Origin of the sequence: Actinomadura formosensis (assembly GCF_050948385.1) — a bacterium.
Classification (GTDB): domain Bacteria; phylum Actinomycetota; class Actinomycetes; order Streptosporangiales; family Streptosporangiaceae; genus Spirillospora; species Spirillospora formosensis.
In genome coordinates this window covers 3,025,350-3,052,222 of the sequence record NZ_CP192011.1, presented here as the reverse complement: position 1 = coordinate 3,052,222, position 26,873 = coordinate 3,025,350, and the positions used below count along the sequence as shown (strand labels likewise).

Genomic DNA, 26,873 nt, shown 5'->3' with positions numbered 1-26,873 from the left:
ACCGGCCGGTCAGCGAAGGGTCTGCGGGACCTTCCACGGGTTGTCGTCGCGGAGGGGCGGCGGGAGGAGGTCCTGCGGCCAGCCCTGGAACGCGATGGGACGCAGGAAGCGCTCGATCGCGGCGGTGCCCACCGAGGTGGTGGCGGGTGCCGTCGTGGCCGGGTAGGGGCCACCGTGCTGCATCGCGTTCGTGACGGAGACGCCGGTGGGCCACTGGTTCCACAGGACGCGCCCGCTGCGGCCGGTGAGCACGGCGGCGAGGTCCGCGAGGTCCCCCGTCTCGCCGGGTTCGGCGTGCAGGGAGGCGGTCAGCTGGCCGGGCAGGGCCGCGAGGACGTCCGGGAGGTCGGAGAGGCGGTCGTAGGTGACGACGAGCCCGAGCGGCCCGAAGCACTCCTCGGACGCCGCGTCGCGGTCGGCCTTGAAGGCGTCCAGGTCCATGGTGAGCAGGCGGGGCGTCAGGGACATCTCGTCGTCCGGCCAGACGAGGCGGCGGACGCCGGGACGTGCGTCCAGCGTGCTCGCGGCGACCAGGTAACCGGACCTGATGCGGTCGTTCAGCATCGGGGCGCCGGCGATCTCCCGGAGGCGCCCGGCGATCCCGTCCAGCAGCGCGGCGGGGGCGAACATCAGGCCGGGGTTGGTGCAGAACTGGCCCGCGCCCAGGGTGAGGGACGCGGTGTAGCCGTTGACGATCTCCTTGGCGCGCGCCTCGGCGGCGCCGGGCGTGACCACGGCCGGGTTGACGCTGCCCATCTCGGCGTAGAAGGGGATCGGCACCGGGCGTTCCGCCGCGATCCGCGCGAGCGCGAGGCCGCCCTGCTCGGAGCCGGTGAACGCGGCGGCGGCGAGACCGGGGTGCCGCAGCGCCTCGACGCCGGCGTCCTCGCCCTCGATCAGGGCGAACACCCCGTCCGGGAGACCGGCGCCGGCGATGACCTCCGCGGTCCGGCGCGACAGCCGCGGATGGCCGGGGTGCGCCTTGACCACGACGGGGCAGCCCGCCGCCCACGCCGACGCGGTGTCGCCGCCGGCGACGCTGAACGCGAACGGGAAGTTGCTCGCGGCGAACACCAGCACGGGCCCGGTGGCCGTGCGGTACCGGCGCAGGTCGGGGCGGGGGCCGGTGGGCCATGCCGGGTCGGGTGCGTCGATGCGGGCGTCATAGAAGGCGCCCGCGCGGACCTCGTCGGCGAACAGCCTCAGTTGGAACGTCGTCCGGGTGAGCTCGCCGTTCAGCCGGGCGGGACCGAGGTGGGTCTCCTCGTCGGCGAGGGCGACCAGCTCGTCCCGGGCGTCCTCCAGCGCGCCGGCGACGGCCACCAGGGCACCGGCACGCGTCTCCGGTGCGGCGGACGCCCATCCGGGCGCGGCGGACACGGCGGCGCTGACGGCCTGGTCCGGTGTCATCGCGACTCCTTGTCAGAGAACGAAACCTTCGGGGAAGGGATCGGCGGGGTCGAGCAGGTAGTTGGCGGTGCCGGTGATCCAGGCCCGCCCGGTGAACTCGGGGATGACGGCGGGGAGCCCGGCCACCTCGGTGGCGCCCACCAGCCGTCCGGTGAAGCGGGTGCCGATGAAGGACTCGTTGACGAACTCGGTGTGCAGCGGAAGCTCGCCGCGCGCGTGCAGCTGCGCCATGCGCGCGGACGTGCCGGTGCCGCAGGGTGAGCGGTCGAACCAGCCGGGGTGGATGGCCATCGCGTTGCGCGAGTGCTGGGCGCTGGATCCGGGCGCCAGGAACTGGACGTGCTTGCAGCCCGTGATCAGCGGATCGGCCGGGTGGGCGGGCGGATCGGTGTCGTTGATCGCGGCCATGATCGCCAGCCCGGCCTTGAGGATGTCGTCCTTGCGCGCCCGGTCGAAGGGCAGGCCGAGCGGCTCAAGGTCGGTGATGGCGTAGAAGTTGCCGCCGTAGGCCAGGTCGTAGCGGACGTCGCCGAGCCCCGGCACGGACACGACGGCGTCCTGCCGGAGCGCGAACGAGGCGATGTTGCGGAGGGTGACGTGCTCGGCGACACCGTCGCGGACGGCGACGCGCGCCTCGACCAGCCCCGCCGGGGTGTCCAGCCGGACGATCGTCTCGGGCTCGGTCACCGGCACCATCCCGGTCTCGACCAGGACGGTCGCGACGCCGATGGTGCCGTGCCCGCACATCGGCAGGAACCCGCTGACCTCCACGTAGAGGACGCCCCAGTCGGCGTCCGGCCGGGTCGGGGGCTGCAGCAGCGCGCCGCTCATCGCGGAATGGCCGCGCGGCTCGTCCACCAGGAAGCGGCGCAGCCCGTCCAGGTGCCGGATGGCGTGGTCGCGGCGCTCGGCCATGGTGGCGCCGGGGACGGGGGGGACGCCGCCGGTGACGACCCGGGTCGGCATCCCCTCCGTGTGCGAGTCGACCGCGCTGATCGACCGGATCGAGCGCATCAGGCGGCCTGCTCCCGGAGCGCGGCGATAGCGCGGTCCATGTCGGCGGTGATGGCGGCGCGCTGCGCGGCGCTGAGCGGCCCGCGCGGCGGGCGGCACGGGCCGCCGTACCGGCCGACCTGGTCCATGCCGAGCTTGATGGCCTGGACGAACTCGGTCCGCGAGTCCCAGCGGAACGCCGCGACCAGCGGCTCGTACAGGGCGCGGGCCTCCTCCAGCTTCCCGGCGGTGGCCAGCTCGTACAGCCGCGCCGACTCGGCGGGGAACACGTTGGGGAAGCCGGCGAACCAGCCGGTCGCACCCACCAGCAAAGACTCCAGAACCACATCGTCGGCGCCCGCGACGACCTCCAGGCCGGGCGCCCTCTCCTTGATCTCCAGGACGCGCCGGACGTCACCGGAGAACTCCTTCACCGCCACGATACCGTCGATCTGCGCGATCTCACCGAGCAGCTCGGGCGTCAGGTCGACCTTGGTGTCGATCGGGTTGTTGTAGACCATGACCGGCAGCCCGACCGACGCGACGGCCTCGTAGTGGGCGATGACCTCGGCGGGGTTGGCCCGGTACATGGTGGGCGGCAGGCACAGCACGCCGTCCGCGCCGTCCTCGGCGGCGATCTCCGTCCACTGCCGCGCCTGGTGGAAACCGGGGCCGTGCACACCGACGACCACGACACCGTCGGCGCCGACGGCCTCGACGGCGGTGCGGGCGACGCGGCGGCGCTCCTCGTCGGTGAGCGCCGAGTACTCGCCCAGCGACCCGTTGGGGCCGACTCCACGGCAGCCGTTGTCGACCAGCCAGCGGCAGTGCTCGGCGTAGGCGTCATGGTCGACGGCGAGCCCGGCGGGGGCGGCGGCATCCTCGCGGTACGGCAGCGCCGTGGCCACGATGACGCCGCCGAGACTCTGAAGCTGGGTGCCACTCATCGGGCGCTCTCCTTTGGGTCATGTGTGTCACTAGGGGGATTGGCAAGTTCAGCGAGCCGGATCGGCTGGGTGATGGGGCGGTGGTGCGGGTTCGCCGCGTCCACCCGGCCGGACAGCAGATCGGCGACTGTGGGGCCGCAGATCCGGGCCTGGCAGGGGCCCAGCCCGGCGCGCGTCGAGAGTTTCACGGCGCGGGCCGCGCCCTGTGCGGGGTCTTCGGCCACGCGGCAGAGGTCGCCGTAGGTGGTGTCCTCGCAGCGGCAGACGATGGTGCCGGGGCGCAGCCAGCCGCGCCACTGCGGGCCGATCGGATGCGCGGCGGCCAGGCGGGCGGCGAACGCGCGGGCCCGGTCGCGGCGGCGGCGCGTGCCCGCCAGGCCGGGGGCGTCCGGGGCGCCGCCGCCGGCGATCCAGCCGGCGAGCAGGCCCTCGGTGCGGGCGGACTGGGCCCCGGCGATGCCGGTGATCTCCCCTGCCGCATAGACGGCCGGGGCGGTGGTGCGCTGGTCGTCGTCCACCTCGGCGAACGCGCCGTCGCGCAGCCGGCAGCCGGCCGCGACCGGGAGTTCGAGCTGCGGGCTGAAGCCGTGGGTGACGCACAGCGCGTCCACCGCGACGGTCTGCTCGCTGCCGGGGACGACCGACCAGTCGGGACGGAGCCGTGCGGTGACCGCCTCCTCCACGCGCCCGTCGCCCCGGGCCTCGATCACGGCGCGGCCCGTCCGGTAGGGGACGCGGTGCCGGGCCAGCAGACCGGCGTACTCGGCGAGTTCCGTGGCCTTGCCGGTCTCGGACGCCAGTTCCCAGGGGCGGCGGATCCAGCCGCGTGCGACGGTCGAGGCCGGGTTCGCCTCCAGCACCGCCCGGACGGTCGAGCCCGCCTCCAGCAGCGACGCGGCGACCGGCAGCAGGAACGGTCCGGAGCCGGCGATCAGCACCCGGTCGCCGACCACGAGGCGCTCGCCCTTCGCCAGTGCCTGCGCCGCCCCGGCGGTGTGCACGCCGGGCAGTTCCCAGCCGGGGAACGGCAGCACCCGGTCGTGGGCGCCGGGCGCGAGGACCAGCGCGTCGGGCCGCAGCACCCGGCGTTCCCGTCCCGCCGCGTCGATCTCGCCGCGCAGCACGTGGACATGCGGCGCGGCGGGCTCGTCCCGCTCGATCGACCAGACGGTGCTCTCCGGCCACCAGTCGCAGCGCGGGTGCCCGAGCACATGGTCGCGGAGGCGTTCGAAGCCGTGCCAGCCGTGGTGCAGGCGCCCGGGATGCTCGGCGGCGTAGGCGTCGGGGAGCATCCGGTGGTACTGGCCGCCCGGATGCTCGGCGGCGTCGACCAGCGTCACCCGCGCGCCGGCGCGCAGCGCGCCCGCCGCCGCGCCGAGGCCCGCCGGGCCGGCGCCGACGATCACGACATGCCGGGTCATCGGGCGTCCTCCTCCGCGCGGGACTGGGTGGTCACGTCATCGCCGTCGCGGGCGCGGCGGCGGCAGGCCCGCACATCGCGGACGCCGTTGACCGTGACCAGGCAGTCGAAGCACGCGCCGATGCCGCAAAAGACGCCGCGCGGCGTACCCGACGGGCTTTCCCGCCAGGTCAGCCGGCCGGACGCCAGCAGCACGCCGGCGATCGTCTGGCCCTCGACACCGTCGAGCGGCGTACCGTCCACGGTGATGCGCAGCGGGGTGTCGCGGCGGCCGGTCGCATCGTCGGCCGCGCGCACGAGTCTCGGGCTCATCCGCTCTCCCCTTCCGACCGGACGGCGGGCCGATCCACCCGGAACGGCTTCGCATCGATCTCCGGTTCGTTTCCGAACATCAGGTCGCGCAGGACGGCGGCCGTCCCGACCGACAGCCCGATGCCGGCGCCTTCGTGCCCGGTGGTGTGCCAGAGCCCCGCGAGGCCCGGGTCCGCGCCGATCACGGGCAGATGGTCGGCGACATAGGGGCGGAACCCGCCGTACGCGCGCATCACCGGCACCTCGGCCAGGCACGGGAAGAGACGCAGCGCCTTGCGGGCGATCACCGACAGCACCTCGGGGCGCATCCGGTCGTCGAACCCGACCCGGCGGCGCGAGGAACCGAGCAGGATCGTTCCCGCGCGGGTCGACTCCACCACGGCCGACGCCTGCAGTTCCTCGGCGCCGCTGCCGACCGCGCCCACATAGTCGGCGTCGTAGACCTTGTGGAACACGGTCGGCGGCTGCGGCGCGGTGACCAGCACCTCGCCGCGCCGGGGCCGCACGCCCAGCCGGACGCCGAGCCGCGCGGCGACCTCGCCGGACCACGGCCCGGCCGCGTTCACGAACGCCTCGCCCTCGATGATCCCGGCGGAGGTGCGCACGCCGGTGATCCGGCCGCCGCGCGTGACCGCGCCGAGGACCTCGCGTCCGGTGCGCAGCACGGCGCCGGCCCTGATCGCGTCGGCGAGCAGGGCGGTGGCGGCGCCGGCGGGCTGCACCTGGGCGTCCTCGGGGTAGTGGACGGCGGCGGTGACGTCCTTGGTGACGTGCGGTTCGGCATCGGCGAGCGCGGCGGCGTCCATCTCCCCGGCGTCCACACCGGCGGCGCGCTGGCTCGCGGCGAAATCGCGCAGCGCCCCGGCACCCGCCTCGGTCGTCGCGACGACGATGCCGCCCTTGGGGTCCCACTCCACTCCCCCGGCGTCCGGGAGCCCGTCGAGGATCTGCGGCCACAGCCGCCGGGACAGCCGCGCCAGTTCCAGTTCGGGGCCGGGGCCCTTGTCGGAGACCAGGACGTTGCCCTCGCCGTGCGCGGTGGTCGCGGCGGCGGGGCGGCCGCGCTCCACGACCGTGACCGCGCAGCCCGCGAGTGCCAGCTCACGGGCGCAGGCGGCGCCGACGATCCCGGCGCCCAGTACCACGACCCGTGTCATCCCCACTCCATTCGTTCGATAAACCGAACGATGCCGAGCGTACGTCCGCCGCGAGCCGAATGTCAACGCTCCGGATCGGACCGCCCGTCAGGGGCCGTCGAACCGGTGCGGCGGTTCCGCGGGCGCGGAGTGAAGTCGCTGGTCGGCGTCGTACTGGAGCAGCAGGACGGACCGCACATTCCCCTCCAGCGCGACATAGGAGTGCGGAAGGCGGGCGTCGAAGCTGACGTAGTCGCCGGGGCCCAGCTCCACGTCCCGGTCGTCCACCCGAACGGCCAGCCGCCCGGTCTGGACGATGGTGTGCTCGGTCCCCACATGGCCCAGCGAATCCTGCCTGCGCCCGGCCCTGACCTGCTGGTCGTACACTTCGAACATGGCACCGCCGGACGCGATGCCGCGCAGCGGGCGCAGGTCGACGCCCTCGCCGCGCAGCACCTCCACCTCGGCGGCGCGCACCACGGTCACTCCGGACGGCTCCTGGTTGTCGAGCAGATCGGAGATCGGGATCTCCAGCGCGCGCGACAGGCTGAACACCGTCTCGATGGTGGGGTTGCCCGCGCCGGCCTCCAGCTGGGAGAGCGTCGCCTTGCCGATCTTCGAGCGGCGCGACAGCTCCGACAGCGACAGGCCGAGTTCCAGCCGGGCACGCCGCAGATTGCCGGCCAGCACGTCCCGTACCGACTCTCCCGCTGCGCTCACGCTCGCGCCCCCGCTCCGCATCCACCGACGTTCGACGTGTCGAACGGCAAGTGTACCGGCGGCCCGGCGGGGAACCTGCAGTGCAATACTACATCTCACTGACCTGCAGGGCCGTCGCGCCGCCGGACGGCCCCGACCCGGAGGAGAGTCCCGACCCAGATGCTGAACCTGCCTGCCCTGGGCCCGAGGAAGAGCGTGCGAGTCCAGATCGCCCACGCGCTTCGGGCCGCGATCGTCAGCGGCGAGATGCGGCCGGGCGTGGTCTACTCCGCCCCGGCGATCGCCGATCGCTTCGGGGTGTCCGCGACCCCGGTCCGGGAGGCCATGATCGACCTGGCCCGGGAGGGACTGGTCACCGTCGTCCGCAACAAGGGATTCCGCGTCACCGAGCTGTCCGACCGGGAACTGGACGAGATCACCGAGGTGCGGGCGCTGATCGAGGTCCCCACCGTCGTCCGGGTCGCGCAGACCGTGCGCCCCGAGGAGATCCGCGCGCTGCTCCCGCTGGCCGAGGCCATCGTGCAGGCCGCCGAGAACCGGGACGTTCTCGCCTACATCGAGGCGGACCACCGCTTCCATCTCGCGCTGCTCGGGCTGGGCGGCAACTCCCACATCCTGAGACTGGTGAGCGAACTCCGCTACATGTCCCGGCTGTACGGCGTGCCGCAACTGGCGGAGCGCGGCGAGCTGGAGCCGTCGGCCCGCGAGCACGAGGAGCTGCTGGAAGCCGCGGCGACCGGCGACGTGGCGCGCACCGAGTCGCTGATGAACCACCATCTGCGCCACATCCGCGGAATCTGGGCGGACCGTCCCGAGCACCGCTGACTCACCGCAGATCCCAGGAGTGCGCGCAGGGCATCACCCCGGCCGCGGCGAGTTCCTCCCGATGCCGGATGATCTGCTCGATGACCTCGACGTCGTCCGCCACCGGGTGCCGGATGCCGGGCGCGGGCCATCGCACCTGCGGCATCGAGGCGGTCAGCGGCACCTCCGGCAGGGGGACGGTGAAATAGACCGCCTTACCGGAGACCTGGGCCGTCCCAAGCCTGCAGCGGGTGGGATGAACGCCCCAGCGTCCGCCGATCTCCGACGTCAGCGCGCTCACGAGCGTCAGCCCGCGCCCGCAACTGGCCTCGGACGGCGCAAGGGGCCCGGCCGGAATATAGGCGGGACCCCGCCAGGGAGCGGCGTCGAACACCGTGAACATGACCCGCGGCCGGTTCAATCGGCTGACGTACGCCCACACTTCGGCCCGCTCACGGTCACCGTGCAGGATCGCGTTCGCGGCCAGCTCCGAAATGATCGTCTGTGCGTCCTGGACCGTGTCCGGGGCCATCCCCAGCCCGATGGACACGGAACGGACGATGGACCGCGCGATCGCCGCCGCCTTCGGATCGGGCGGCAGCGGCCAGACCGGAAAGGCACCGCCGCTCAGTGAGGCGACCCCTTCCTCGTCCATGTGTGACTTCTCCGTCATGACGCTCGCTTTCCACGAGTTCACTGGCCGGTGCGCGCGGGACCGCCGGGAGAGGGCAGCGGTGAGGAGCCCTCTCCCGGCGGCCGGAGGGGACAGCGGCTCCCTTCTGCCGTCGGCGCGATCACGTCAACGACCGTGGGCTCGGTTACCGCTGCTTCCCGTGATCGCTCACTCTTGTGGAGGAGTACGGGAAGTATGGCCGTTTCGCTCAGCCGGGAGGCATCAGCTACGGCATAATCTCCGGCTATGGATCTCGATATCGGTCATCTGCGCATGGTGTGCGCGATGGCGGAAACGGGAAGCGTCACCCGGGCCGCGGCGCGGATGGGCGTGTCACAGCCCGCCATGTCGAGCCAGCTGCGCAAAGTCGAGGAACTGGTCGGCGGACGGCTCTTCGTTCGCAGCCGCTCCGGCCTGGAACCGACGGCGCTCGGGCAGCAGATCATCTCCCGGGCCCGGACGGTGCTGGCCGAACTGGACACCCTGATCGGCGACCTGCCCGGGAGCGGAGAGCCGAACGCGGCCCTCGGGCTCGGCAGCGTCCATCTGGCCTGTGTCGGAAGCATCGTGGCGCGGGTCAGCGAGGAGGTGCCGGGACGGCAGGTCTCGCTGCGCATCGAGCCGTCCTCGGCGCTGCTCGGAGATGCGCTCAACCGAGGCCATCTCGACGCCGCGCTGCTGGGGATCATGGAGGGGTTCGACGTCACGCTGAACCCGCCGGTGGTCAGCCGCACGCTGGTGCCCCGGTACCCGATCTTCGTCGCCCTCTCGGCGCACCATCCGCTGGCCGGGCAGAACGAGATCGACCTGATCGACCTGAAGGACGAGTCCTGGATCGGCCCGCCGGGCGCCGACGACGGCTCGCTCGCGTCGCTGCGCGCGTCCTGCCGTGCCGCCGGCTTCGAGCCGGTCGTGCGCTTCGAGGCGCCGAGCGGCGCGGCCTGCCCGCTGGTGGCGGCGGGGCACGGGGTGCGCCTGGTGGATCCGTCGTGGCCGCCGCAGCCCGGCACGGTCGTCCGGCCGCTGACCGGGGAACCGCAGGTCGCGAAGCTGATCGTGGCATGGCGCCGGGACCGGCTGAACGACGAGGACGCCACCGCCCTCTACCGGGGCCTCGCGGCCGCTTTCGTGGAGCACGCGGACCGGCATCCCGCGTTCGGCGCCTGGTGGCACGCGCACCCGCACGTCCATCCGCTGCTGTGATCATGCCCTGCCGCTGCTACCCCCACGTGGAACGGTATTCTGATCGCGGGTGGGGAGGAGGCGTCATGGATACGGTGGCCGATGCCGTGGTCGGATTGCCGGACCTCGGCGGTCACAGCAGCCTCCGCAGGCAGGTGGCCGAGGCGCTGCGCGGCGCGCTGGCCAGCGGAAAACTCCGGTCGGGCGTCGTGTACTCCGCGCCCACGCTGGCGGAGGAGTTCGGGATCTCCGCAACGCCCGTGCGCGAAGCCATGATCGACCTGGTGCGGGACGGCCTGTTCGAGGCCGTCCGCAACCGCGGCTTCCGGGTGGTCCCCCTGTCCGAGCAGGATCTCGCCGAACTCAGCGAGATCCGCGAACTGGTCGAGATCCCGGCCGTCCTGGGGCTGGCCGGCGCCGTCCCCGAGGAGGCCCGCGTACGGCTGCGCGCCCTGGCCGCCGAGGTCACCGAGGCGGCGGCGAAGGACGACCTTCTGCGGTTCATCGACGCCGACCGCAGCTTTCACGCCGAATTGCTCAGGCTCACCGGCAATCAGACGCTCGTCCGGACGGTCCTCGACCTGCGCAGCCGGTCCCGGATGTACGGGCTCATCCAGCCCACGGCCACGCAGACGCGGATGACGGCGGCCGACGAGCACGTCCGGCTGCTGGACGCGCTGGTCGCCGGGGATGCCGACGAGGCGAGGGCCATCATGATGCGCCACCTCGACCACGTGCGAAACGTCGGCGCCTGAGCCTCCGGCGCTAGATCTGTGCGACCTGACCCCTTGGCAAAGACCATTTTACATTTTACAGTGCAATTTCACATTGCATAGCGGACGCCACGGCACCGGGCCGTGGCACCCCCCGGTCCGCGAAGGAGGAACCCCCGAATGGTCCGCCAGAAGCGCAGACGCGCCGTCACGGTCCTGACCGTGGCCGCCGCACTGTCCGCGGCTTCGCTCTCCCTGCCGGCGCACGCCGCCGTGCCGGGCGACCGCGGTGCGCCCCCCGCCCCGTCCCCCCGCCAAAGCTCCCAGCAACTCCAGAAGGAGGCCAAGCAGGCACTCATCAAGCAGATCACGAAGGACCACGGCGTCTCCGCCGCCGAGGCGCAGCGCCGCGCCGACCGCCAGCCCGCCCAGTTCAAGCTGGCGGACAAGCTCGGCAAGGATCTCGGCGCCGCGTACGGCGGCGCCTGGATCGACCAGGCGCACGGCGGCAGGCTCACCGTCGGCGTGACCAAGAACGCGGTGGCGCCCAAGGCGCAAGTGGCCGCGAAAGCGTCCGGCATGAGCGACACGAGCACGGTCAAGGTCCGGTACAGCTTCGATCACCTTCAGAAGGTGTCCGGCGAACTGGCCAAGCGGATCGCCAAGGCCAACAAGGGCGCCAAGAGCGGCCTTCAGACCGGCCTCGTCACCTCTGGCAACGTGGTGAAGCTGAGCACGCTGCGCGGAGCCAAGCTCACCCCCGCGCAGAAGAACGTGCTGAGCTGGGCGAAGCGCACGTACGGCGGTGCGGTGAAGGTCTCCACCTACGCGCACAAGTCGGTCCCGCTGTACTGCTACGACGACTACAGTTGCGACCCGCCGCTGCGGTCCGGGCTGGCGATCTTCACCGGCGGCGGCCGGTGCACCAGCGCGTTCACCGCGTACTCGGGCAGCAGCTACTACATGCTCACCGCCGGGCACTGCGCGGAGATGGGCTACTGGTGGGACGTGTCCACCTACAGCTACGGCTACCAGAACGTCGGCGGCGCCGTCGACTACAACTTCGGCTGGTACGGCGACTACGCGATCGTCTCGGTCGACGATCCGGGCTGGTGGCAGCCGCGCGGATGGGTGTACCCGCAGACATCCATCTACGGCACCGAAAGCGACTACGTCGGTGGATACGTCTGCAAGCAGGGCTCGACCACCGGGTACACCTGCGGAGCGATCACCGAGATCGACGCCACCGTCTCCTACCCGGACCGGACGCTCTCCGGCATGACCTGGAGCGAGGCGTGCGACGGTCCCGGTGACAGCGGCAGCGGCGTCTTCGACGGCAACTACGCCCACGGCATCCTGAGCGGCGGCCCCAACTCCGGATGCGGCATGATCCACGAACCCATCGGCCGGGCACTGTCCAGCTTGGGTGTGTCGCTGCTCAGCGGCTGACATCTCCGGCTCGGGCCCCTCACAGAGAAGGGGGCGGTGCCGTACCCGGTCGCGGGTGCGGCACCGCCCTCCTGTTCGCGCTCCCCGTCGGCTACGCCATGAGGGACTGCATCCAGATTTCGATCTCCTCGGGATGGCGCGGCAGGTCGGAGGACATCAGCCGGGCGCCGTTCTCGGTGACCACGACGTCGTCCTCGATGCGGACTCCGATGCCACGCAGTTCCGGGGGCAGCGTCAGGTCGTCCGGCTGAAGGTAGAGACCCGGCTCGACGGTCAGGACATGCCCGGGACGCAGCACCCCGTCGAGGTACTGGGACGCCCGGGCCGCCGCGCAGTCGTGCAGGTCCATGCCGAGCATGTGCCCGCTGCCGCAGAGCGTGTAGCGGCGGTAGACGCCCGACTCGGGATCGAGCGCCTCCTCCGCGCTGCGCAGCACGCCCCAGTCCTGCAGGCCCTCGGCGATGACGCGCATCGCGGCCATGTGGAAGTCGCGGAAGCTGGCGCCGGGCCGGACCGCCGCCAGCCCCGCCTCCTGGGCGTGGTAGACGAGGTCGTAGACCTGCCGCTGCCGCGGGGTGAACCAGCCGCTGATCGGGAGCGTGCGGGTGATGTCGGCGGTGTAGAGGGTGTCGGTCTCGACGCCGGCGTCGAGGAGGAGCATCTCGCCGAGGCGCAGCGTGCCGTCGTTGCGGATCCAGTGCAGGACGCACGCGTGCGCGCCGGAGGCGGCGATCGTCTCGTACCCGACGCCGTTGCCCTCCATGCGGGCGATGCGCTCGAACGTCCCCTCCACCCAGCGTTCCCCGCGCGGAAGCCCCGTCGCCTGCGGCAGCACGGCGGCGACGGCGGTGAACGCCTTCACCGTGTGGTCCACGGCGGCCTGGAGCTGGGTGATCTCCCACTCGTCCTTGATCAGGCGCAGCTCGGCGGCGACGGCGGCGAGCTCGCGGTCGAGGTCCGGGTCCCGCACCGGGACGGCCGCGTCCACCGCGGGGTCCACGCCCCGGATCACCCGGGTCGGGCACGGGCCGCGGAGCGCGCCCGGGAGGTCGTCCAGGAGCGCGCAGGTGATCCCGAGCTTCTCCTCGGTCTCGGCGAGGGTTTCGCGCGGGCCGACCCAGAACTCCCCGTGCCGGTGGTCGCGGTAGAAGCCCCTGTCACTGCGGGGGGACCGAGGTCTGCGATACAGGACCGCGTCATGGCCTGCGGCTGTAGGCTGCAGCACCAGGACGGCATCGGTCCCGGTGTCCGCCGTGGTGTCACCGGAGAGGTGGGCGTAGACGGTGTGCGGACGGTAGCGGTAGTCGCAGTCGTTGCTGCGGACCTTCGGCGGCCCGGCGGGCAGGACGAGTCGTTCGCCGGGGAACTGAGCCGACAGGGCGGCGCGTCGTTTCTCCGCATACGGCGCGACGGACAGCTGGGCCGGGGGTGGCTTCTCGCCCGCGGCCCAGTCGCGGGTCATGAAGGAGGCGAGAGCCTCGGAAACGGGCAGATCGTGACTGCCCGTAGCGAAGCGGTCGGCGGGGCGTGTGTCCATGTCGGACATATCCTCCATCTTGAAGTCCCGGATGTGGAGATTCGATAACGGCCCTTGCAGTGCAATTGCACTGTACTATTTTATATGGCACTCCGCCCGACAATGCACGGAGATGCCATGAAACGTCCGGTACGGACCTGCTTCACTCTCGCTCTTTCGCTCGCCGTCGCCGGCGGGCTGTCCGCCTGCGGCTCGGGGGACGACGACTCGTCCGCCGCCAAGTCCGGAGGCACCCTCACGGTCCTCTTCAACGATGACTTCGCCCATTTGGACCCGCAGCGCAACTACGTGATGTTCGCAATGGACTTCGGTACGCGGCTGCTCTACCGGACACTGACGACATACGCCGCGAAACCCGACCAGGAGGGCACCAAGGTCGTCCCGGACCTGGCGACCGACACCGGCACCACGTCCGATAAGGGCAAGACCTGGACCTTCCACCTCAAGCCCGGCCTGAAGTTCGAGGACGGCTCGCCCATCACCAGCGCCGAGGTCAAGTACGGCGTGGAGCGCTCCTTCGCCCCCGACCTGCCCGAAGGCCCCGGATACGCCCGGACGATGCTGGAGGGCGGCGACAAGTACAAGGGCCCCTACAAGGACAAGGACGGCCTCGCCTCCATCGAGACGCCGGACCCGCAGACCATCGTGTTCCACCTCAAGGAACCGTCGATGGACTGGCCGCTGATCACGACGCTGCCGACGTTCGCGCCCGTCCCGAAGGCCAAGGACACCGGCGTCAACTTCGACAAGCGGCCCTTCTCCTCCGGCCCCTACAAGGTGGAGTCCTACGACCGGGGCAAGAAGCTGGCGCTCGTCAGGAACACGTACTGGCAGAAGTCGAGCGACGGCGTCCGCCAGGCCAACCCCGACAAGATCGTCGTGGAGGAGGGCATCGCCCAGCCCACCATCGACCAGCGGCTGATCGCCGACCAGGGCAATGACCAGCGGGCCATCACGCTCTACAGCGTCGCCTCGCCGAGCATGCCCCGCATCCTGACCCGCCCGGACGTCAAGAAGCGGTTCGTCAGCGCGACGAGCCTCTGCACCCGGTTCCTGGGCATGAACACCTCCAAGCCGCCGTTCAACGACCCCAAGGTGCGGGAGGCGATGCAGTACGCCATCGACAAGGAGGCGTACCGCACCGCGCACGGCGGCAGCGGCGTCGGCGAGCTGGCCGGCTCCTACCTCCCGCCCGCCATGACCGGCGGGCAGCCCCAGGACGTCTACAAGGCGCCGCCCAACGGTGACCCGGCCAAGGCCAAGCAGATGCTCGCCGCCGCGGGCAAGAGCGCGGGCTTCTCGATCAAGCTGACCACGACCAGCAGCGAGCAGGGCAAGGCCGAGGCCGAGGCGGTCCAGCAGGGACTCGCGCGGGTGGGCGTGAAGGTCGAGATCAACGCCGTCTCGAAGAGCGTCTACTACGACACCATCGGCGACATCAAGAAGGAGGACGAGCTCGTCTTCTACGGCTGGTGCGCCGACTACCCGTCCGCCAGCTCGTTCATCCCGCCCATCTTCGATGGGAACAACATCACCCCGAAGGGCAACACCGTCGTTCACCAGCTGAACGACAAGGGGATGAACGAGAAGATCGCCGCGGCCATGAAGGCGAACGACCCCGCCCAGTGGCAGGCGGTCGACCGTGACCTGATGGGCCTGTCGCCGATGATCCCGCTGATCCACGACAAGCTGCCGCTGCTGCACGGCTCCAAGGTCACCGGCACCTTCGGTCACCCCATCTGGGAGGGCGAGTTCGACTTCGCCACCATCGGGGTCAAGTAATGGCCGCCCCGCCCCTCACCACCGAGGCGGCGGGCAGCGCGTCCGCGCCCGCCGGCCAGTCGCCGTGGCGACTGGTCGGCGGGCGGCTGCGCCGTGACCCGGCCGCCCTCGCCGGGCTGGCGATCATCGCGCTGTTCGTGCTGATGGCGATCGCCGCCCCGCTGCTCACCGCCCTCAACGGGCACGGTCCCAACGAGTTCCACCCCGAGAAGATCGACAAGGCGCTCGCGGGCGCGCCCAAGGGCGCGTTCGGCGGCATCGACGGCGACTTCTGGCTCGGCGTCGAACCCGGCACCGGCCGGGACGTCTTCAGCCGCATGGTCTACGGCGCCCGCGTCTCGCTGCTGATCTCCGTCGCGGCCACCGGCGTGGCCACCGTGGTCGGCACCGTCCTCGGGCTCACCGCCGGCTTCGCCGGCGGCCGGATCGACACCTTCATCAGCCGCATCATGGACATGGTCCTGTCGTTCCCGCAGCTCATCTTCATGATCGCCCTCGTCTCGGTGCTCCCGGAGGGGAACCGGATGCTGGAACTGGTGTTCGTCATGGGCTTCTTCGGCTGGCCCTATATCGGGCGCATCGTCCGCGGGCAGACGCTCACCCTGCGCCACCGGGAGTTCGTGGACGCCGCGCGGGCCACCGGCATGCTGCGCACGCGGATCGTGTTCCGCGAGGTCCTGCCCAACCTGCTGGCGCCGGTGCTGGTCTACGCGACGCTCACCATCCCGATCAACATCGGCACCGAGGCGGCGCTGTCGTTCCTCGGCATCGGCGTCCGGCCGCCGGACTCGTCCTGGGGGCAGATGATGTCCAAGGCGATCGACTGGTACCAGGTCGATCCGACGTTCTTCGTGGTGCCCGGCGTGTGCCTGCTGCTGACCGTGCTGGCGTTCACGCTGCTCGGCGACGCCTTCCGGGACGCCCTCGACCCGCGGGGAGCCGGCCGATGATCCGCTACCTCGCGCTGCGCTTCGCGGGACTCGCGGGCGTGCTGCTCGTCATCTGCGCGGTCACCTTCACGATCTTCTACGTGTTCCCCGCCGACCCGGCGCTGCAGGCGTGCGGGAAGTCGTGCACGCCGGAACGCCTGGCCATGCTCCATCACCAGATGGGGCTGGACCGTCCGCTGTGGCAGCAGTTCACCGACTACCTCGTCGGCATCTTCGCCGGACGCTCCTACGGCTCGGGGCCGCTCGCCGTCCAGTGCCATTTCCCGTGTCTCGGGTTCTCCTACCAGAACAACATGCCGGTCTGGGACCTGATGATGCAGCGGCTCCCCACCACCGTCTCGATCGGCGTCGGCGCCGCCCTCCTGTGGCTCGTCGGCGGCGTCACCGTCGGCGTCGTGTCGGCGCTGCGCAAGGACTCGCTGCTCGACCGGACGATGATGGTCGGCACGCTCACCTCCGCGTCCCTGCCGATCTACTTCACGGCGATGGCGCTGACCGTCGTCGTCGTCCAGATCGGGGGCCTGCTGCCGTACTCCAGCTACGTGCCGATCGCCGAGGATCCCATCGGCTGGACGAAGAACCTCATCCTGCCGTGGGTGGCGCTGGCGCTGCTGTACGCGGCCATGTACGCCCGGCTGTCGCGGGCGTCGATGGTGGAGACGATGGCCGAGCCGTACATCCGCACGGCCCGCGCCAAGGGCCTGCCCGAGCGGACGGTCGTCACCAAGCACGGGCTGCGGGCCGGGCTCACCCCCGTCCTCACCGTCTTCGGCATGGACCTCGGCGCGCTGCTCGGCGGCGCCGTCATCACCGAGAGCGTGTTCGGGCTGCCGGGCCTCGGCCAGCTCACCATCGACTCGATCAACAAGTCCGACCAGCCGGTCGTGATGGGCGTCGCGCTGCTGGCCGCGTTCTTCATCACCTTCGCCAACCTCGTCGTGGACCTGCTCTACGCCGCGATCGACCCCCAGGTGAGGTACGCATGAGCCTGCTGACCGTCCGGGACCTCGTCGTCGAGTTCCCCACGCCGAAGGGCACGGTCCGCGCGGTGGACGGGCTGTCGTTCACCGTGGACGAGGGCCGCACGCTCGGCATCGTCGGCGAGTCCGGCTCCGGCAAGTCCGTGACCAGCCTGGCGATCATGGGGCTGCACGACAAGGCGCAGGTGTCCGGGTCGATCGACATCGCGGGCACCGAGGTCGTCGGCGCGGACCGGGAGAAGGTCCGGGCGCTGCGCGGCCGGCGGGTCGCGATGATCTTCCAGGACCCGCTGTCGTCGCTGCACCCGCACTACCGCGTCGGCGAGCAGATCGCCGAGGCGCGGCGGCTGCACTTCGGCGCGTCCCGCCGCGCCGCGCACAAGCACGCCGTGCAGCTCCTCGCCGACGTCGGCATTCCCCATCCGGACGAGCGCGCCGGCGACTATCCGCACCAGTTCTCCGGCGGCATGCGCCAGCGCGTCATGATCGCCATGGCGCTGGCGTGCGAGCCGGACCTGCTGATCGCCGACGAGCCGACCACCGCGCTGGACGTGACCGTCCAGGCGCAGATCCTGGAGCTGATCGCGCGGATCCAGCGCGAGCGGGGCCTCGCCGTCCTGATGATCACCCACGACCTCGGGGTGGTCGCGCGGGTCGCCGACGACGTCCTGGTCATGTACGCGGGCCGGGCCGTGGAGCAGGCGACCGCCGACGAGCTGTTCGCCGGGCCGCGCCACCCCTACACCCGCGGCCTGCTCGGCTCGCTGCCCCGGCTGACCGGACCACCCGGTGAGCTGACCCCGATCCCGGGTGCCCCGCCGTCGCTGTTGCGCCCGCCGGCGGGGTGCCCGTTCCACCCCCGGTGCTCGGAGCGGATCGACGTGTGCGAGACGACGCGCCCGGCACTCCAGGGCGCGCCACACCCGGCGGCCTGCCATCTGCTCACGATCGAGAAGGAGGTGGCGGGATGACGGCGCTGCTCCACCTGGAGGGGCTGACCAAGACGTTCCAGACCCGGCGCGGGACCGTGAAAGCGGTGGACGGGATCGATCTGGAGGTGCGGGCCGGGGAGACGCTCGGGCTGGTCGGCGAGTCCGGCTGCGGGAAGTCGACGACGGGGCGGATGCTCGTCCGGCTCCTGGACCCGACCGGCGGGCGGATCACCTTCGACGGGCGCGACATCACCGGGCTGTCCCAGCGGCAGATGCGCCCGCTCCGCAACGACCTGCAGATCATCTTCCAGGACCCGTTCGCATCGCTGAACCCGCGGCACACGGTCGGCTCCATCGTGGCCGCGCCGCTACAGGTGCAGGGCATGGACGAGGGCAACCATCGTTCCCGCGTGCAGGAGATGCTGGAGTTCGTCGGGCTCCACGCCGAGCACATCGACCGGTACCCGCACGAGTTCTCCGGCGGGCAGGCGCAGCGGATCGGTATCGCGCGGGCGCTGATCACCCATCCCCGGCTCGTCATCGCGGACGAGCCGGTGTCGGCGCTCGACGTGTCGATCCAGGCCCAGATCGTCAACCTGCTGGCACGGCTGCAGCGCAAGCTCGACCTGGCGTACGTGTTCATCGCGCACGACCTGGCGGTGGTGCGGCACGTGTGCAACCGGATCGCCGTGATGTACCTCGGCCGGATCGTCGAGATCGGCGACCGGGACGCGATCTACGGCTCGCCGGCGCACCCCTACACCAGGGCGCTGCTGTCGGCGATCCCGCTGCCCGACCCGGTGGCGGAGCGGACGCGGGAACGCATCGTGCTCCGCGGCGACCCGCCGAGCCCGTCGGCTCCCCCGCCGGGCTGCTCGTTCCACCCGCGGTGCTTCAAGGCGCAGGACCGCTGCCGGACCGAGCGCCCGCCGCTCGCTTCGGTGGCCGGGCGCGAGGTGGCCTGCCATTTCCCGGAGCTCGGCCCCTTCGGCTGACCGTCCCGCAACACGCCGACCGTCCCGCAACACCGGGCCGGGGCCGGACCGCGCGGTCCGGCCCCGGCCCGTTCCCGGTTCCGGTCCCGCTCATCTAGCGGGAGCGGCGTCGCAGGGTCGCCAGGCGGGCGGCTATCCGGTCCATGGTCGCGTTTTCGGGATTCCAGCCCCGGTGGAGGAGGGCGGTCAGGAGCGCCTCCAGGTAGGGGGCGGGGCGGGCCAGGAAGGTCTTCGTCACGGGGATGACCTCCCAGCGCATCTCTTCGGCGAGCCAGCGGCGCCGGCCGGCGTCGTGGGCGCGGGCCTGGGGGCCCGTGTGGTGGCGTTCGCCGTCGTATTCGAGGCCCACCCGGAATTCCGGGTAGCCGAGGTCGATGTAGAGCGGCCGGCCTCGGGGACCCGTCACCGGTACCTGGGTTCGCGGGCGGGGGAAGCCGGCGTTCACGACGGCGACGCGGGCCCAGGATTCGCCGGGAGAGGCCGCGCCTCGGTCGGCCATGCGGATGATCTCGCGTAATCGCCTGTTGCCGCGGTATCCGGGCAGCGTCCGGGCCATCGCGGTGAGTTCGCCGGTGGCCACGCCCCGCCGGAGGAACTGGTCCAGCGCCGCCACCGCTTCGACGCGGGGAAGCCAGCGGGCGCAGTCCAGTGCCGTGCGGGCGGGGGATGTGAGGCGTACATCGGACTCTTCCAGGACGTGACCGGGCGGCAGTTCCGCGGTGTCGGCGGTGACCGGGCCGGACGAACCGGGGCCGATGACCTCAACGTCCCAGTCGGCCTCGTTCGCTCCCGGGGGTAGGACGTCCAGGCCCCATATCCAGGCGGCGGTGCGGCGGGCTATGACGACTTCTCGTGGGAGAAGGCCGCTCAGGGCCGCGGCGCGGGCGGTGAGGGACGAGTCCCCGGCGGGGGTGAAGCAGACGCCGGGGCCGGCGGGAACGATCGAGCCGGCGGCCGTTCGCTTCCACGTGAAACTGGAACCGTTCATGCGGCCATGGTGCCCGGCTGCTTCGGCGGACGGCGGCGGGCGCAAAAAGGTGGACGACTTCGCGTTCTCGCAGTTCATCGGCCACCTGCTCCCGGTTTTCCACGCGATCGCGTTCCAGAGGTCAGCGGGAGACCGCGTCAAGCCCCCACTTGCCGATGCGGTCGATCAGGTCCGGTGTGGCGGCGACCTCGGCATGGCCGAAGGCCGGCTCGATCCACAGTTCTCTCGGGTCGGACGCCGCCTCGTACAACTGGTGGGCGTGTTCCATGGGGAAGAACGTGTCCGCGTCGCCGTGGACGACCAGCAGCGGCACCGGAGCGATGCGCCCGGCGACCTCGTAAGGCGCTTCGGGGACGGGCTCCCACCCCCCGGGCGCGATCCGGGTGCCGCGGGCCATCCGGACGGCCAGGCGGCCCAGGCGCCGTTCGATCACCCAGTGGACGCGCCGCATCGGCACCGTCCCGCGGTAGTACCAGCGGGCGGGCGCGCTGACGGAGACCACCGCGTCGACCCCGCCGTGCAGCGCGGCGTGCCGGACGGCGACCGCGCCGCCCATCGAGAACCCCGCGACGGCGACCCGCCGGTAGCCCCTGCGGCGCGCCGCCGCGACGGCCGCGGAGACGTCCAGGATCTCCCGGTCACCGACCGTGGAACGCCCGCCGGACCTGCCGTGCCCGCGGAAGTCGAGACCGATGACACCGCCGTGCGCGTTGAGGACGCCGGCGATCCGGCGGAGCGCGGGCAGCCGCCACGAGCAGGTGAACCCGTGCGCCAGGACGAAGCACACGCGGCCGTCGCCCCGCAGATGGCCCGCGTCGATCCGCACGCCGTCGGCGGTGTAGAGCGTGAGAGGTTCGGGTGGCGCCACACCTCCATGGTCGGTCATCGGGTGACGTGCCTCCGCATTTGCTCCTGGATGGGGCTGGGCGGACGAGCCGCGGGGTAGATAGGGAGCGTGTCTGGTGGGGTGGCCGATCGGCGGGCTCGGGCGTCGGGCGGGCGGGTATGGACAGCGAAGACCGCGCGCTCGGGGTGAAGGCGCGCGGAACCCGGCGGGAGGCCGGCCCCCCGGGCGGACCGCGGCGGGGTGAGGGCGACGAGTACGCGTGCCGGGCGATGGTGTCCTCGGCGTGCGCCCATGAGCGGGCGGCGGCGCTGCTGGAGGAGATGGCCGCCGCCCACCCCGAGGAGGCCGACCTGCATCTGCAGTCGGCCGCCCGCCATCGCAGGTGGGCACGGAACGACCGTGAGCTGGCACAGTTGTACGCGCCCCGAGGCGGGGACCCGGGCGATTCGTGAGCGAGGCCGTCCGGCGTGGATGCGCACCCTAACGGAGGATGGAGCATGACCGTCGATCCGCGGACTCTGGGAACCGCGCGCCGCTCGCTGCACGGGGTGGCGGAGTTGGTGCTCGCCGGCCCGCAATACCGCCAGAGCGGGACGATCCGGCTTAAGGCCGTCCCGGGCGGGTTCGGTACCGTCCGGGCGCCCGACCTCCGCGTACGGGAGACGGAGCTCGTGTGCGGCGACCGGGAGATCCCGTTGAACGGCGCCACATGCCGTGAACTCGCCGCGGCGGCGAACATCGAGGCCGGGGCGGCGGAGAACCTCTACGAGGATGGCAGCGGCGTCGGCCTGGACGACGTCCTCAGTGTCGATGCCGAGGCCGCGCACCGCATCCAGGAGGCGTTCGGCCGCGCGCACGATGCCCTGTCCAGGTTCGCCCCGGAGATCGCGTCCGTGCTGTGGCCCGAACACTTCGATCTGGCCATCAGCCTCGACGAGGTCAACTACGGCGTCTCCCCGGGAGACGCACACCTGGACGAGCCGTACGCGTATGCGGGTCCGTGGAAGCCACGCCAAGGCTCGTTCTGGAACGCGTCCTTCGGCGCGGCGCGTCCCCTGCGCCTGCTACCCGGCACCACGGCGCTGTTCGACTTCTTCATGGAGGCCAGGGACCGGGCCGCCCACGACCCCGAACGCCACCCCTGACGGCTCCCCGGCAAGGCGGCCAGTGAATGTGGAGGCCGCTGATGCGGGCCGCCGTTCCGCCGAACGAGCGTGCCGGGCGGACGTTCAAGCCCGTCAGGGCGAGATGACCTCGTAAAGGTTGCCGCTGGAGTCGGAGAAGTAAACGCGCCGCCCGCCGAGCGGGTGGGAGGAGTCCACGCGTCCGTTGTCGGGGTGCGCGGGCTCGTCGCCGTAGGGGATCTCGCGGGCGTCGAGGCGTTCGACGATCGTGTCGAACGTCAGGACGTCCACGTCGAAGGCCAGGTGGTGGCCCTGCGGGTAGGCGACCGTCATGAAGTCGAGGGTGAGCCCCTCGTTCCCCCGGATCGGGACGAAATGCCGCGCGTGCGGATGCGTGCCCGTGTACTCCAGGCCCATGACGGCGGCGAAGAAGCGGGCGGCCTCGTCGTTGTCGGCGGCGGTCACGATCGCGTGGTTCAGGCTGATCGTCATTCGGCGGTTCCTTCTTTGAGGGCGCCGTGCAGGAAGACGTCGAGGTACTCCTCCATGGACGGCTCCGAGGTGCCGGGCCCGGCGGACGGTCCGCCGGGCGGGCGGGCGCGCGTGAACGCCAGCCCCATGAACAGGCTCGCGGTCTGGTCGACGGGCAGGCGGAGCCGGTCGCGCTCGGGTTCGAACAGTTCGGCGATGGCGTCGCGGGTCCGGTCCATGGCGGCGCCGCGGTCGGGGACGGCACCGGCGCTCTCCCCGCCCCCGTTCCCGCCGGCCCCGTTCCCGCCGCCCCCGTGCATCCCGCCTCCGGGGTCGCCGGGGCCGGGCATGCCGCGCCCGCGGCGGCCGGTGGCGTGCAGGGCGCCGATGACCATGCCCATGCGGGCCAGGTAGGCGTCGATCGCGGCGCTCGCCTCGGCGAGCCGGGCCGGCAGCGGCTGGTCGAGCGGGATCGCCTCGATCTCCGCCAGGACGTGGTCGGGCCGCAGCGCCTCGGCGACGCACGCGTCCAGCAGTTCGTCCTTGTCGGCGAACACCCGGAAGATCGTTGCCTCGCCGATGCCGGCGGCGCGCGCGATCTGCCCGGTGGTCACGGCCGTGCCGTGCTCGGCGACCAGCGGCAGCGCGGTCCGGACGATCATCTCCCGGCGCTGCTGCGGGCGCATTCCCGGCGCCCGGCGCCGGCTCTTGCCCTCCATGCCGCCCACGGTACGGAGTGAGTACTCACTCCGTCAAGGGGCGGATGGGACGATGCTCACCCCGCGCACCTGGTGGAACCGGATTCGCCGGCTGATACCGTTGCGATGCTGCGCGCCCAGGAGCGAAGTCCGGTGTGAACCCGGCGCTGTCCCGCAACTGTGGTGCCCCTCTCGAAGTGGCCGAGCCAGGTCGCCTCCTTCGCGCGCCGACGATTTTCGACCTCGTGGAAGGGCGATCCGTCATGAGTCATGAGCGGGCCGCGGCTTCCCGGCAGCCTGGAGGCTTCTGTGAGACCCGTACGTACCTTCGGCGCGGTGATGGCGATCGGCGTCGTGGTGGTCACGGCCGCATGCGGCGGCGATGACGGCGAGGCCGGCGCCGCGAGCAGCGCCGGGACCGTCACCGTCCAGGCCGCGAACGGCGCGGTGACCGTCCCGGCCGCCCCCAAGCGGATCGTGTCGCTCTCCCCCACCCACACCGAGACGCTGTTCGCCATCGGCGCCGGCTCGCAGGTGGTGGCGGTCAGCGACTACTCCAACTACCCGGCGAACGCGCCCCGCACGAAGCTGTCCGGCTTCAAGCCGAACGCCGAGGCGATCATCAAGTACCGGCCCGACCTCGTCGTCCTGTCGGACGACATGGACGGCATCGTGAAGGCGCTGGAGAAGGTGAAGGTCCCCGTCCTGCTGGAGCCCGCGGCGGCGAACATGGACGAGACCTACGACGAGATCAACGACCTCGGCCAGGCCACCGGGCACACCGCCGAGGCGAAGAAGCTCACCGGCGACATGCGGGCCGAGATCCAGCAGACGGTCGCGGCGGCGGCCAAGGCCAAGGGCCGGACGTACTACCACGAACTCGACCCCCAGCTGCACTCGGTCACCTCGAAGACGTTCGTGGGCCAGGTGTACGGGCTGTTCGGCCTGCAGAACGTCGCCGACAAGGCCGACAAGGCGGCCGGCGGCTACCCGCAGCTGTCCCGTGAGCACGTGCTCAAGCAGGACCCCGACCTGATCTTCCTGGCCGACACCAAGTGCTGCGGCCAGGGCGCCGCCGCCCTGGCCAAGCGCCCCGGCTGGTCCGGCCTGGACGCCGTGAAGAACGAGAACGTGGTCGAACTCGACGACGACATCGCGTCCCGCTGGGGCCCCCGCCTGCCCCAGTTCGTCAAGGCGATCGGCGACGCCGTCCAGAAGGTGCAGTGACCACGGCCTTCAGGTCCCCCCGCGGGCTCCCCCGCGCGAAGCGGACGGGGCAGCCGCACGCCAGGCTGCGGGCGCTGCCCCTCGCGGTGGCGGTGGCGCTGCTGGCGGCGACCCTGCTGGCCGGTGTGCTGGTGGGCGCCGCCGGGCTGCCCGCCGGCGGGGTCCTGAAGGCGCTGGCGGACAGGATCCCGTTCGTGCACGTCGACTCCGGCCTCGGGGTGATCGACCAGAGCGTCCTGTTCGAGCTGCGGGTGCCGCGCGCGCTGATGGCGGCGCTGGTCGGCGGGATGCTCGCCATGGCGGGCGCCGGGTACCAGGGCGTGTTCCGCAACCCGCTCGCCGACCCGTACCTGCTGGGCGCGGCGGCGGGCGCCGGGGTCGGGGCGACCCTGGTGATCGTCCTGGTGCCCGGCGATCCCGGGTACGGCGTGCCGCTCGCCGCGTTCGCCGGCGCGCTCTGCGGGGTCTGCCTCGCCTACGTGCTCGGCCGGGCGGCGGGAGGCGACGGGGCGGCGACGCTCGTGCTGGCGGGCGTCGCGGTGTCGTCGTTCCTGGCGGCGGCACAGACGTTCATCCAGCAGCTGAAGGCCGAGGAGCTGCAGCGGATCTTCTCCTGGCTTCTCGGCGGGGTCGGCTCGGCGGACTGGGACCAGCTCGCGCTGGTCGCCCCGTACGCGCTGATCTCCACGGTGGTGCTGCTCACCCACGGCCGGCTCCTGGACGTGCTGAGCGTCGGGGACGAGGAGGCCGCGAGCCTCGGGCTGTCGGCGCCGCGGGTGCGGCTGACCGTGCTGGTCGCGGCGTCGCTGGCGACGGCGTCGGCGGTGGCGGTGAGCGGTCTGATCGGGTTCGTCGGCATCGTCGTGCCGCATGTGGTGCGGCGGCTGGCGGGCGGCTCGTACCGGGTCGTGCTGCCGCTGTCGCTGCTCGGCGGGGCGGCGTTCCTGGAGGTGGCGGACCTCGTGGCGCGGACGGCGACCAGCCCCGGCGAGCTTCCGCTCGGCGTGGTGACGGCGTTCGTCGGCGGCCCGTTCTTCGTCGTGGTGCTGCGCGCGTCCCGCAGGCAGGTGGGGACGTGACGGTCCGGGTGCGGGACCTGGAGGTGTCGCTCGGCGGCCGGCGGGTCCTGGCAGGCGTGTCGCTGGAGGTCCCCGCCGGGTCGTGGACGGCCGTCATCGGGCCGAACGGCGCCGGGAAGTCGACGCTGCTGCGCGCGGTCCTCGGCCTGGTGGCCTCGCGCGGCGAGATCAGCGTGGCGGGCGAGGATTCGCAGCGCCTCAAACCGAGGCAGCGGGCCCGCCTCGTCGCCTATGCCGCGCAGAGCCCGAACCTCCCCGTGGGCATGACGGTGTTCGACTACACCCTTCTGGGGCGTTCCCCCTACATCCCGCATCTCGGGCGGGAGAGCGCCCGCGACCGGTCCATCACCGAGGAGGTCCTCGACCGCCTGGACCTCACGGCCTTCGCGGCCCGTCCCCTGGATCACCTCTCCGGCGGGGAGCGGCAGCGCGTCGTGCTGGCGCGCGCGCTGGCGCAGCAGACGCCGGTCCTCCTGCTGGACGAGCCGACGTCCGCGCTCGACATCGGCCATCAGCAGCAGGTGATGGAGCTGGTCGACCGGTTGCGGCTGTCCGACGAGCTGACCGTGGTGACCACCATCCACGACCTCACCCTCGCCGGCCAGTACGCCGACGCGCTGGTCCTGATCTCGGGCGGCCGGGTCGCCGCGGCCGGAACGCCGGAGGAGGTCCTCACCGGGCCCACCGTCGAAAAGCATTTCGACGCCCGCGTCCACGTCACCACCGGTCCGGGCGGCCGGCCGCTCCTGTCGCTGGAGCGCCCGTGAACCTGGAGACCGTGTGGCGCGAGGAGGGCGGAAAACGGCTCGCCGCGACGGTGTGGCGGCCCGGCGACGGCCACCGGGCGATCTCGTCCGCGATGCTGGGCGGCGGGATCGGCCCGGCCCGGTGGGTGCTGAACGCGCAGGTCCCGGGCGCCTACGCGCGCACCGACCCGGTCGTTCACCTGGCCGAGCTGGCGGCGTCGTACGGGCTGGACGGGCCGGGCGTCGGGATGCTCACGGCCGCCTCCGTGTCCCGCACGATGCGGCGGGAGGACGAAGGCGTCGGCGCCTCGGCGACGGTCGGGCTGCGCGTGCCGACCTGGGCCGCCGCCCCCGCCGGAGCCGCCGACCCGGAGCTCGCGCCGCTGGAGGGGAAACCCGCCTGGCAGCCCGGCACCGTCAACATCGTCGTCGCCGTGCCCGTCCCGCTGAGCGACGCGGCCCTGGTGAACGCGGTCGTGACCGCCACCGAGGCCAAGACCCAGGCGCTCCTGGAGGCGGGCTTCCCGTGCACGGGCACCGCGTCCGACGCCATCTGCGTCGCGGCCCCCACCGCCGGGCCGGAGGAGATCTTCGCCGGGCCCCGCTCGATCTGGGGCGCGAGGATCGCCCGCGCGGTGCACGCCGCCGTCCACGCCGGCGCGCTCGACTACGCCCGCTACCTGGAAACCCCCAGCAATTAGCACCGGCCGCCGTACCACCCCGGTGGGATACGGCGGCCGGTTTCAGGGCCACAGCAG

Annotated in this window: 28 protein-coding genes; 15 read left to right on the top strand and 13 right to left on the bottom strand. The window is 72.2% G+C overall.

Features of this window, described 5'->3' with window-relative positions:
• Positions 1-9: 9 nt before the first annotated feature.
• The 7 genes from ACQP1N_RS14415 to ACQP1N_RS14385 all read right to left on the bottom strand — a co-directional run bounded on the left by ACQP1N_RS14415 (position 10) and on the right by ACQP1N_RS14385 (position 6,938).
• A complete protein-coding gene (locus ACQP1N_RS14415) occupies positions 10-1,410 on the bottom strand; it encodes an aldehyde dehydrogenase (NADP(+)) (protein ID WP_433231814.1) in 1,401 nt (466 codons plus the stop codon).
• A gap of 12 nt (positions 1,411-1,422) precedes the next feature.
• Positions 1,423-2,424, bottom strand: a complete 1,002-nt coding sequence (locus ACQP1N_RS14410; protein ID WP_067799779.1) for a proline racemase family protein — start codon at positions 2,422-2,424, stop codon at positions 1,423-1,425.
• Positions 2,424-3,350 (bottom strand): dihydrodipicolinate synthase family protein, encoded by a 927-nt coding sequence (locus ACQP1N_RS14405; RefSeq protein WP_067799776.1) that lies wholly within the window; start codon positions 3,348-3,350, stop codon positions 2,424-2,426. The genes ACQP1N_RS14410 and ACQP1N_RS14405 overlap by 1 nt, the downstream gene beginning before the upstream one ends.
• On the bottom strand, positions 3,347-4,771 hold the full coding sequence (locus tag ACQP1N_RS14400; protein ID WP_433231811.1) for an NAD(P)/FAD-dependent oxidoreductase: 1,425 nt from the start codon (positions 4,769-4,771) through the stop codon (positions 3,347-3,349). The genes ACQP1N_RS14405 and ACQP1N_RS14400 overlap by 4 nt, the downstream gene beginning before the upstream one ends.
• The gene (locus tag ACQP1N_RS14395) at positions 4,768-5,082 is read right to left on the bottom strand and encodes a (2Fe-2S)-binding protein (protein ID WP_067796125.1); all 315 of its coding nucleotides are present in this window, start codon (positions 5,080-5,082) and stop codon (positions 4,768-4,770) included. The genes ACQP1N_RS14400 and ACQP1N_RS14395 overlap by 4 nt, the downstream gene beginning before the upstream one ends.
• Positions 5,079-6,239, bottom strand: a complete 1,161-nt coding sequence (locus tag ACQP1N_RS14390; protein WP_067796122.1) for an NAD(P)/FAD-dependent oxidoreductase — start codon at positions 6,237-6,239, stop codon at positions 5,079-5,081. The genes ACQP1N_RS14395 and ACQP1N_RS14390 overlap by 4 nt, the downstream gene beginning before the upstream one ends.
• 87 nt (positions 6,240-6,326) lie before the next feature.
• Positions 6,327-6,938, bottom strand: coding sequence for a helix-turn-helix domain-containing protein (locus ACQP1N_RS14385; protein WP_242608884.1), 612 nt, complete (start codon positions 6,936-6,938; stop codon positions 6,327-6,329).
• A gap of 195 nt (positions 6,939-7,133) precedes the next feature.
• Between ACQP1N_RS14385 and ACQP1N_RS14380 the strand changes: the two genes are divergently transcribed.
• Positions 7,134-7,763 (top strand): GntR family transcriptional regulator, encoded by a 630-nt coding sequence (locus tag ACQP1N_RS14380; protein ID WP_242608883.1) that lies wholly within the window; start codon positions 7,134-7,136, stop codon positions 7,761-7,763.
• Between the two features lies 1 nt (position 7,764).
• On the opposite strand, the gene ACQP1N_RS14375 is transcribed toward ACQP1N_RS14380, so the two are convergent.
• Complete coding sequence (locus ACQP1N_RS14375; RefSeq protein ID WP_165488402.1) at positions 7,765-8,397, bottom strand: ATP-binding protein; 633 nt, start codon at positions 8,395-8,397, stop codon at positions 7,765-7,767.
• A gap of 264 nt (positions 8,398-8,661) precedes the next feature.
• Here ACQP1N_RS14375 and ACQP1N_RS14370 point away from each other — a divergent pair, with 264 nt between their 5' ends.
• The 3 genes from ACQP1N_RS14370 to ACQP1N_RS14360 all read left to right on the top strand — a co-directional run bounded on the left by ACQP1N_RS14370 (position 8,662) and on the right by ACQP1N_RS14360 (position 11,759).
• Positions 8,662-9,618, top strand: a complete 957-nt coding sequence (locus ACQP1N_RS14370; RefSeq protein WP_433231806.1) for a LysR family transcriptional regulator — start codon at positions 8,662-8,664, stop codon at positions 9,616-9,618.
• Between the two features lie 65 nt (positions 9,619-9,683).
• Positions 9,684-10,352: a GntR family transcriptional regulator gene (locus ACQP1N_RS14365; RefSeq protein WP_433231803.1), complete on the top strand. Its 669-nt coding sequence runs from the start codon at positions 9,684-9,686 to the stop codon at positions 10,350-10,352.
• A 138-nt stretch (positions 10,353-10,490) separates the two neighbouring features.
• Positions 10,491-11,759, top strand: coding sequence for a S1 family peptidase (locus ACQP1N_RS14360; protein ID WP_433231801.1), 1,269 nt, complete (start codon positions 10,491-10,493; stop codon positions 11,757-11,759).
• A gap of 91 nt (positions 11,760-11,850) precedes the next feature.
• On the opposite strand, the gene ACQP1N_RS14355 is transcribed toward ACQP1N_RS14360, so the two are convergent.
• The gene (locus ACQP1N_RS14355; protein WP_433231799.1) at positions 11,851-13,296 is read right to left on the bottom strand and encodes an aminopeptidase P family protein; all 1,446 of its coding nucleotides are present in this window, start codon (positions 13,294-13,296) and stop codon (positions 11,851-11,853) included.
• Positions 13,297-13,413: 117 nt separating this feature from the next.
• Here ACQP1N_RS14355 and ACQP1N_RS14350 point away from each other — a divergent pair, with 117 nt between their 5' ends.
• The 5 genes from ACQP1N_RS14350 to ACQP1N_RS14330 are packed head-to-tail and all read left to right on the top strand — an operon-like array spanning position 13,414 to position 18,935.
• Positions 13,414-15,078: an ABC transporter substrate-binding protein gene (locus tag ACQP1N_RS14350; protein ID WP_433231797.1), complete on the top strand. Its 1,665-nt coding sequence runs from the start codon at positions 13,414-13,416 to the stop codon at positions 15,076-15,078.
• A complete protein-coding gene (locus tag ACQP1N_RS14345; RefSeq protein WP_067796096.1) occupies positions 15,078-16,028 on the top strand; it encodes an ABC transporter permease in 951 nt (316 codons plus the stop codon). The genes ACQP1N_RS14350 and ACQP1N_RS14345 overlap by 1 nt, the downstream gene beginning before the upstream one ends.
• Positions 16,025-17,014, top strand: coding sequence for an ABC transporter permease (locus tag ACQP1N_RS14340; protein WP_067796092.1), 990 nt, complete (start codon positions 16,025-16,027; stop codon positions 17,012-17,014). Before ACQP1N_RS14345 ends, ACQP1N_RS14340 begins: the two co-directional genes overlap by 4 nt.
• Complete coding sequence (locus ACQP1N_RS14335; protein WP_433231794.1) at positions 17,011-17,979, top strand: ABC transporter ATP-binding protein; 969 nt, start codon at positions 17,011-17,013, stop codon at positions 17,977-17,979. Before ACQP1N_RS14340 ends, ACQP1N_RS14335 begins: the two co-directional genes overlap by 4 nt.
• Positions 17,976-18,935, top strand: a complete 960-nt coding sequence (locus tag ACQP1N_RS14330; protein ID WP_067796086.1) for an ABC transporter ATP-binding protein — start codon at positions 17,976-17,978, stop codon at positions 18,933-18,935. Before ACQP1N_RS14335 ends, ACQP1N_RS14330 begins: the two co-directional genes overlap by 4 nt.
• A gap of 94 nt (positions 18,936-19,029) precedes the next feature.
• On the opposite strand, the gene ACQP1N_RS14325 is transcribed toward ACQP1N_RS14330, so the two are convergent.
• Both ACQP1N_RS14325 and ACQP1N_RS14320 read right to left on the bottom strand, forming a co-directional pair.
• The gene (locus ACQP1N_RS14325) at positions 19,030-19,923 is read right to left on the bottom strand and encodes a hypothetical protein (protein WP_433231791.1); all 894 of its coding nucleotides are present in this window, start codon (positions 19,921-19,923) and stop codon (positions 19,030-19,032) included.
• Between the two features lie 121 nt (positions 19,924-20,044).
• On the bottom strand, positions 20,045-20,809 hold the full coding sequence (locus tag ACQP1N_RS14320) for an alpha/beta hydrolase (RefSeq protein ID WP_433231789.1): 765 nt from the start codon (positions 20,807-20,809) through the stop codon (positions 20,045-20,047).
• A gap of 119 nt (positions 20,810-20,928) precedes the next feature.
• On the opposite strand from ACQP1N_RS14320, the gene ACQP1N_RS14315 reads away from it, so the two are divergent.
• Entirely contained in the window at positions 20,929-21,222 is a 294-nt protein-coding gene (locus ACQP1N_RS14315) for a hypothetical protein (protein WP_067796078.1), read from the top strand.
• Positions 21,223-21,267: 45 nt separating this feature from the next.
• Entirely contained in the window at positions 21,268-21,915 is a 648-nt protein-coding gene (locus ACQP1N_RS14310) for a hypothetical protein (protein WP_084262770.1), read from the top strand.
• Between the two features lie 93 nt (positions 21,916-22,008).
• Here ACQP1N_RS14310 and ACQP1N_RS14305 read toward each other — a convergent pair whose 3' ends face one another.
• Both ACQP1N_RS14305 and ACQP1N_RS14300 read right to left on the bottom strand, forming a co-directional pair.
• Positions 22,009-22,386 (bottom strand): VOC family protein, encoded by a 378-nt coding sequence (locus ACQP1N_RS14305; RefSeq protein WP_433231786.1) that lies wholly within the window; start codon positions 22,384-22,386, stop codon positions 22,009-22,011.
• Complete coding sequence (locus tag ACQP1N_RS14300) at positions 22,383-23,084, bottom strand: TetR/AcrR family transcriptional regulator (protein ID WP_433231783.1); 702 nt, start codon at positions 23,082-23,084, stop codon at positions 22,383-22,385. The genes ACQP1N_RS14305 and ACQP1N_RS14300 overlap by 4 nt, the downstream gene beginning before the upstream one ends.
• Positions 23,085-23,372: 288 nt before the next feature.
• Between ACQP1N_RS14300 and ACQP1N_RS14295 the strand changes: the two genes are divergently transcribed.
• From ACQP1N_RS14295 to ACQP1N_RS14280, 4 genes are all read left to right on the top strand, one after another.
• Positions 23,373-24,290: an ABC transporter substrate-binding protein gene (locus tag ACQP1N_RS14295; protein ID WP_433231781.1), complete on the top strand. Its 918-nt coding sequence runs from the start codon at positions 23,373-23,375 to the stop codon at positions 24,288-24,290.
• A 65-nt stretch (positions 24,291-24,355) separates the two neighbouring features.
• The gene (locus tag ACQP1N_RS14290) at positions 24,356-25,369 is read left to right on the top strand and encodes a FecCD family ABC transporter permease (RefSeq protein WP_433232707.1); all 1,014 of its coding nucleotides are present in this window, start codon (positions 24,356-24,358) and stop codon (positions 25,367-25,369) included.
• Positions 25,366-26,136 carry an ABC transporter ATP-binding protein gene (locus ACQP1N_RS14285; protein WP_433231778.1) on the top strand — a complete coding sequence of 257 codons (771 nt, stop codon included), beginning with the start codon at positions 25,366-25,368 and terminating at the stop codon, positions 26,134-26,136. Before ACQP1N_RS14290 ends, ACQP1N_RS14285 begins: the two co-directional genes overlap by 4 nt.
• 2 nt (positions 26,137-26,138) lie before the next feature.
• Positions 26,139-26,816, top strand: coding sequence for an adenosylcobinamide amidohydrolase (locus tag ACQP1N_RS14280; RefSeq protein WP_407642222.1), 678 nt, complete (start codon positions 26,139-26,141; stop codon positions 26,814-26,816).
• Positions 26,817-26,873 lie beyond the last annotated feature (57 nt).

Coding starts and splice junctions, on each gene's coding strand:
- ACQP1N_RS14415 (WP_433231814.1), bottom strand. CDS start 1,410: ATGACACCGGACCAGGCCGTCAGCGCCGCCGTGTCCGCCGCGCCCGGA.
- ACQP1N_RS14410 (WP_067799779.1), bottom strand. CDS start 2,424: ATGCGCTCGATCCGGTCGATCAGCGCGGTCGACTCGCACACGGAGGGG.
- ACQP1N_RS14405 (WP_067799776.1), bottom strand. CDS start 3,350: ATGAGTGGCACCCAGCTTCAGAGTCTCGGCGGCGTCATCGTGGCCACG.
- ACQP1N_RS14400 (WP_433231811.1), bottom strand. CDS start 4,771: ATGACCCGGCATGTCGTGATCGTCGGCGCCGGCCCGGCGGGCCTCGGC.
- ACQP1N_RS14395 (WP_067796125.1), bottom strand. CDS start 5,082: ATGAGCCCGAGACTCGTGCGCGCGGCCGACGATGCGACCGGCCGCCGC.
- ACQP1N_RS14390 (WP_067796122.1), bottom strand. CDS start 6,239: ATGACACGGGTCGTGGTACTGGGCGCCGGGATCGTCGGCGCCGCCTGC.
- ACQP1N_RS14375 (WP_165488402.1), bottom strand. CDS start 8,397: ATGGACGAGGAAGGGGTCGCCTCACTGAGCGGCGGTGCCTTTCCGGTC.
- ACQP1N_RS14370 (WP_433231806.1), top strand. CDS start 8,662: ATGGATCTCGATATCGGTCATCTGCGCATGGTGTGCGCGATGGCGGAA.
- ACQP1N_RS14365 (WP_433231803.1), top strand. CDS start 9,684: ATGGATACGGTGGCCGATGCCGTGGTCGGATTGCCGGACCTCGGCGGT.
- ACQP1N_RS14360 (WP_433231801.1), top strand. CDS start 10,491: ATGGTCCGCCAGAAGCGCAGACGCGCCGTCACGGTCCTGACCGTGGCC.
- ACQP1N_RS14355 (WP_433231799.1), bottom strand. CDS start 13,296: ATGGACACACGCCCCGCCGACCGCTTCGCTACGGGCAGTCACGATCTG.
- ACQP1N_RS14350 (WP_433231797.1), top strand. CDS start 13,414: ATGAAACGTCCGGTACGGACCTGCTTCACTCTCGCTCTTTCGCTCGCC.
- ACQP1N_RS14345 (WP_067796096.1), top strand. CDS start 15,078: ATGGCCGCCCCGCCCCTCACCACCGAGGCGGCGGGCAGCGCGTCCGCG.
- ACQP1N_RS14340 (WP_067796092.1), top strand. CDS start 16,025: ATGATCCGCTACCTCGCGCTGCGCTTCGCGGGACTCGCGGGCGTGCTG.
- ACQP1N_RS14335 (WP_433231794.1), top strand. CDS start 17,011: ATGAGCCTGCTGACCGTCCGGGACCTCGTCGTCGAGTTCCCCACGCCG.
- ACQP1N_RS14330 (WP_067796086.1), top strand. CDS start 17,976: ATGACGGCGCTGCTCCACCTGGAGGGGCTGACCAAGACGTTCCAGACC.
- ACQP1N_RS14325 (WP_433231791.1), bottom strand. CDS start 19,923: ATGAACGGTTCCAGTTTCACGTGGAAGCGAACGGCCGCCGGCTCGATC.
- ACQP1N_RS14320 (WP_433231789.1), bottom strand. CDS start 20,809: ATGACCGACCATGGAGGTGTGGCGCCACCCGAACCTCTCACGCTCTAC.
- ACQP1N_RS14315 (WP_067796078.1), top strand. CDS start 20,929: ATGGACAGCGAAGACCGCGCGCTCGGGGTGAAGGCGCGCGGAACCCGG.
- ACQP1N_RS14310 (WP_084262770.1), top strand. CDS start 21,268: ATGACCGTCGATCCGCGGACTCTGGGAACCGCGCGCCGCTCGCTGCAC.
- ACQP1N_RS14305 (WP_433231786.1), bottom strand. CDS start 22,386: ATGACGATCAGCCTGAACCACGCGATCGTGACCGCCGCCGACAACGAC.
- ACQP1N_RS14300 (WP_433231783.1), bottom strand. CDS start 23,084: ATGGAGGGCAAGAGCCGGCGCCGGGCGCCGGGAATGCGCCCGCAGCAG.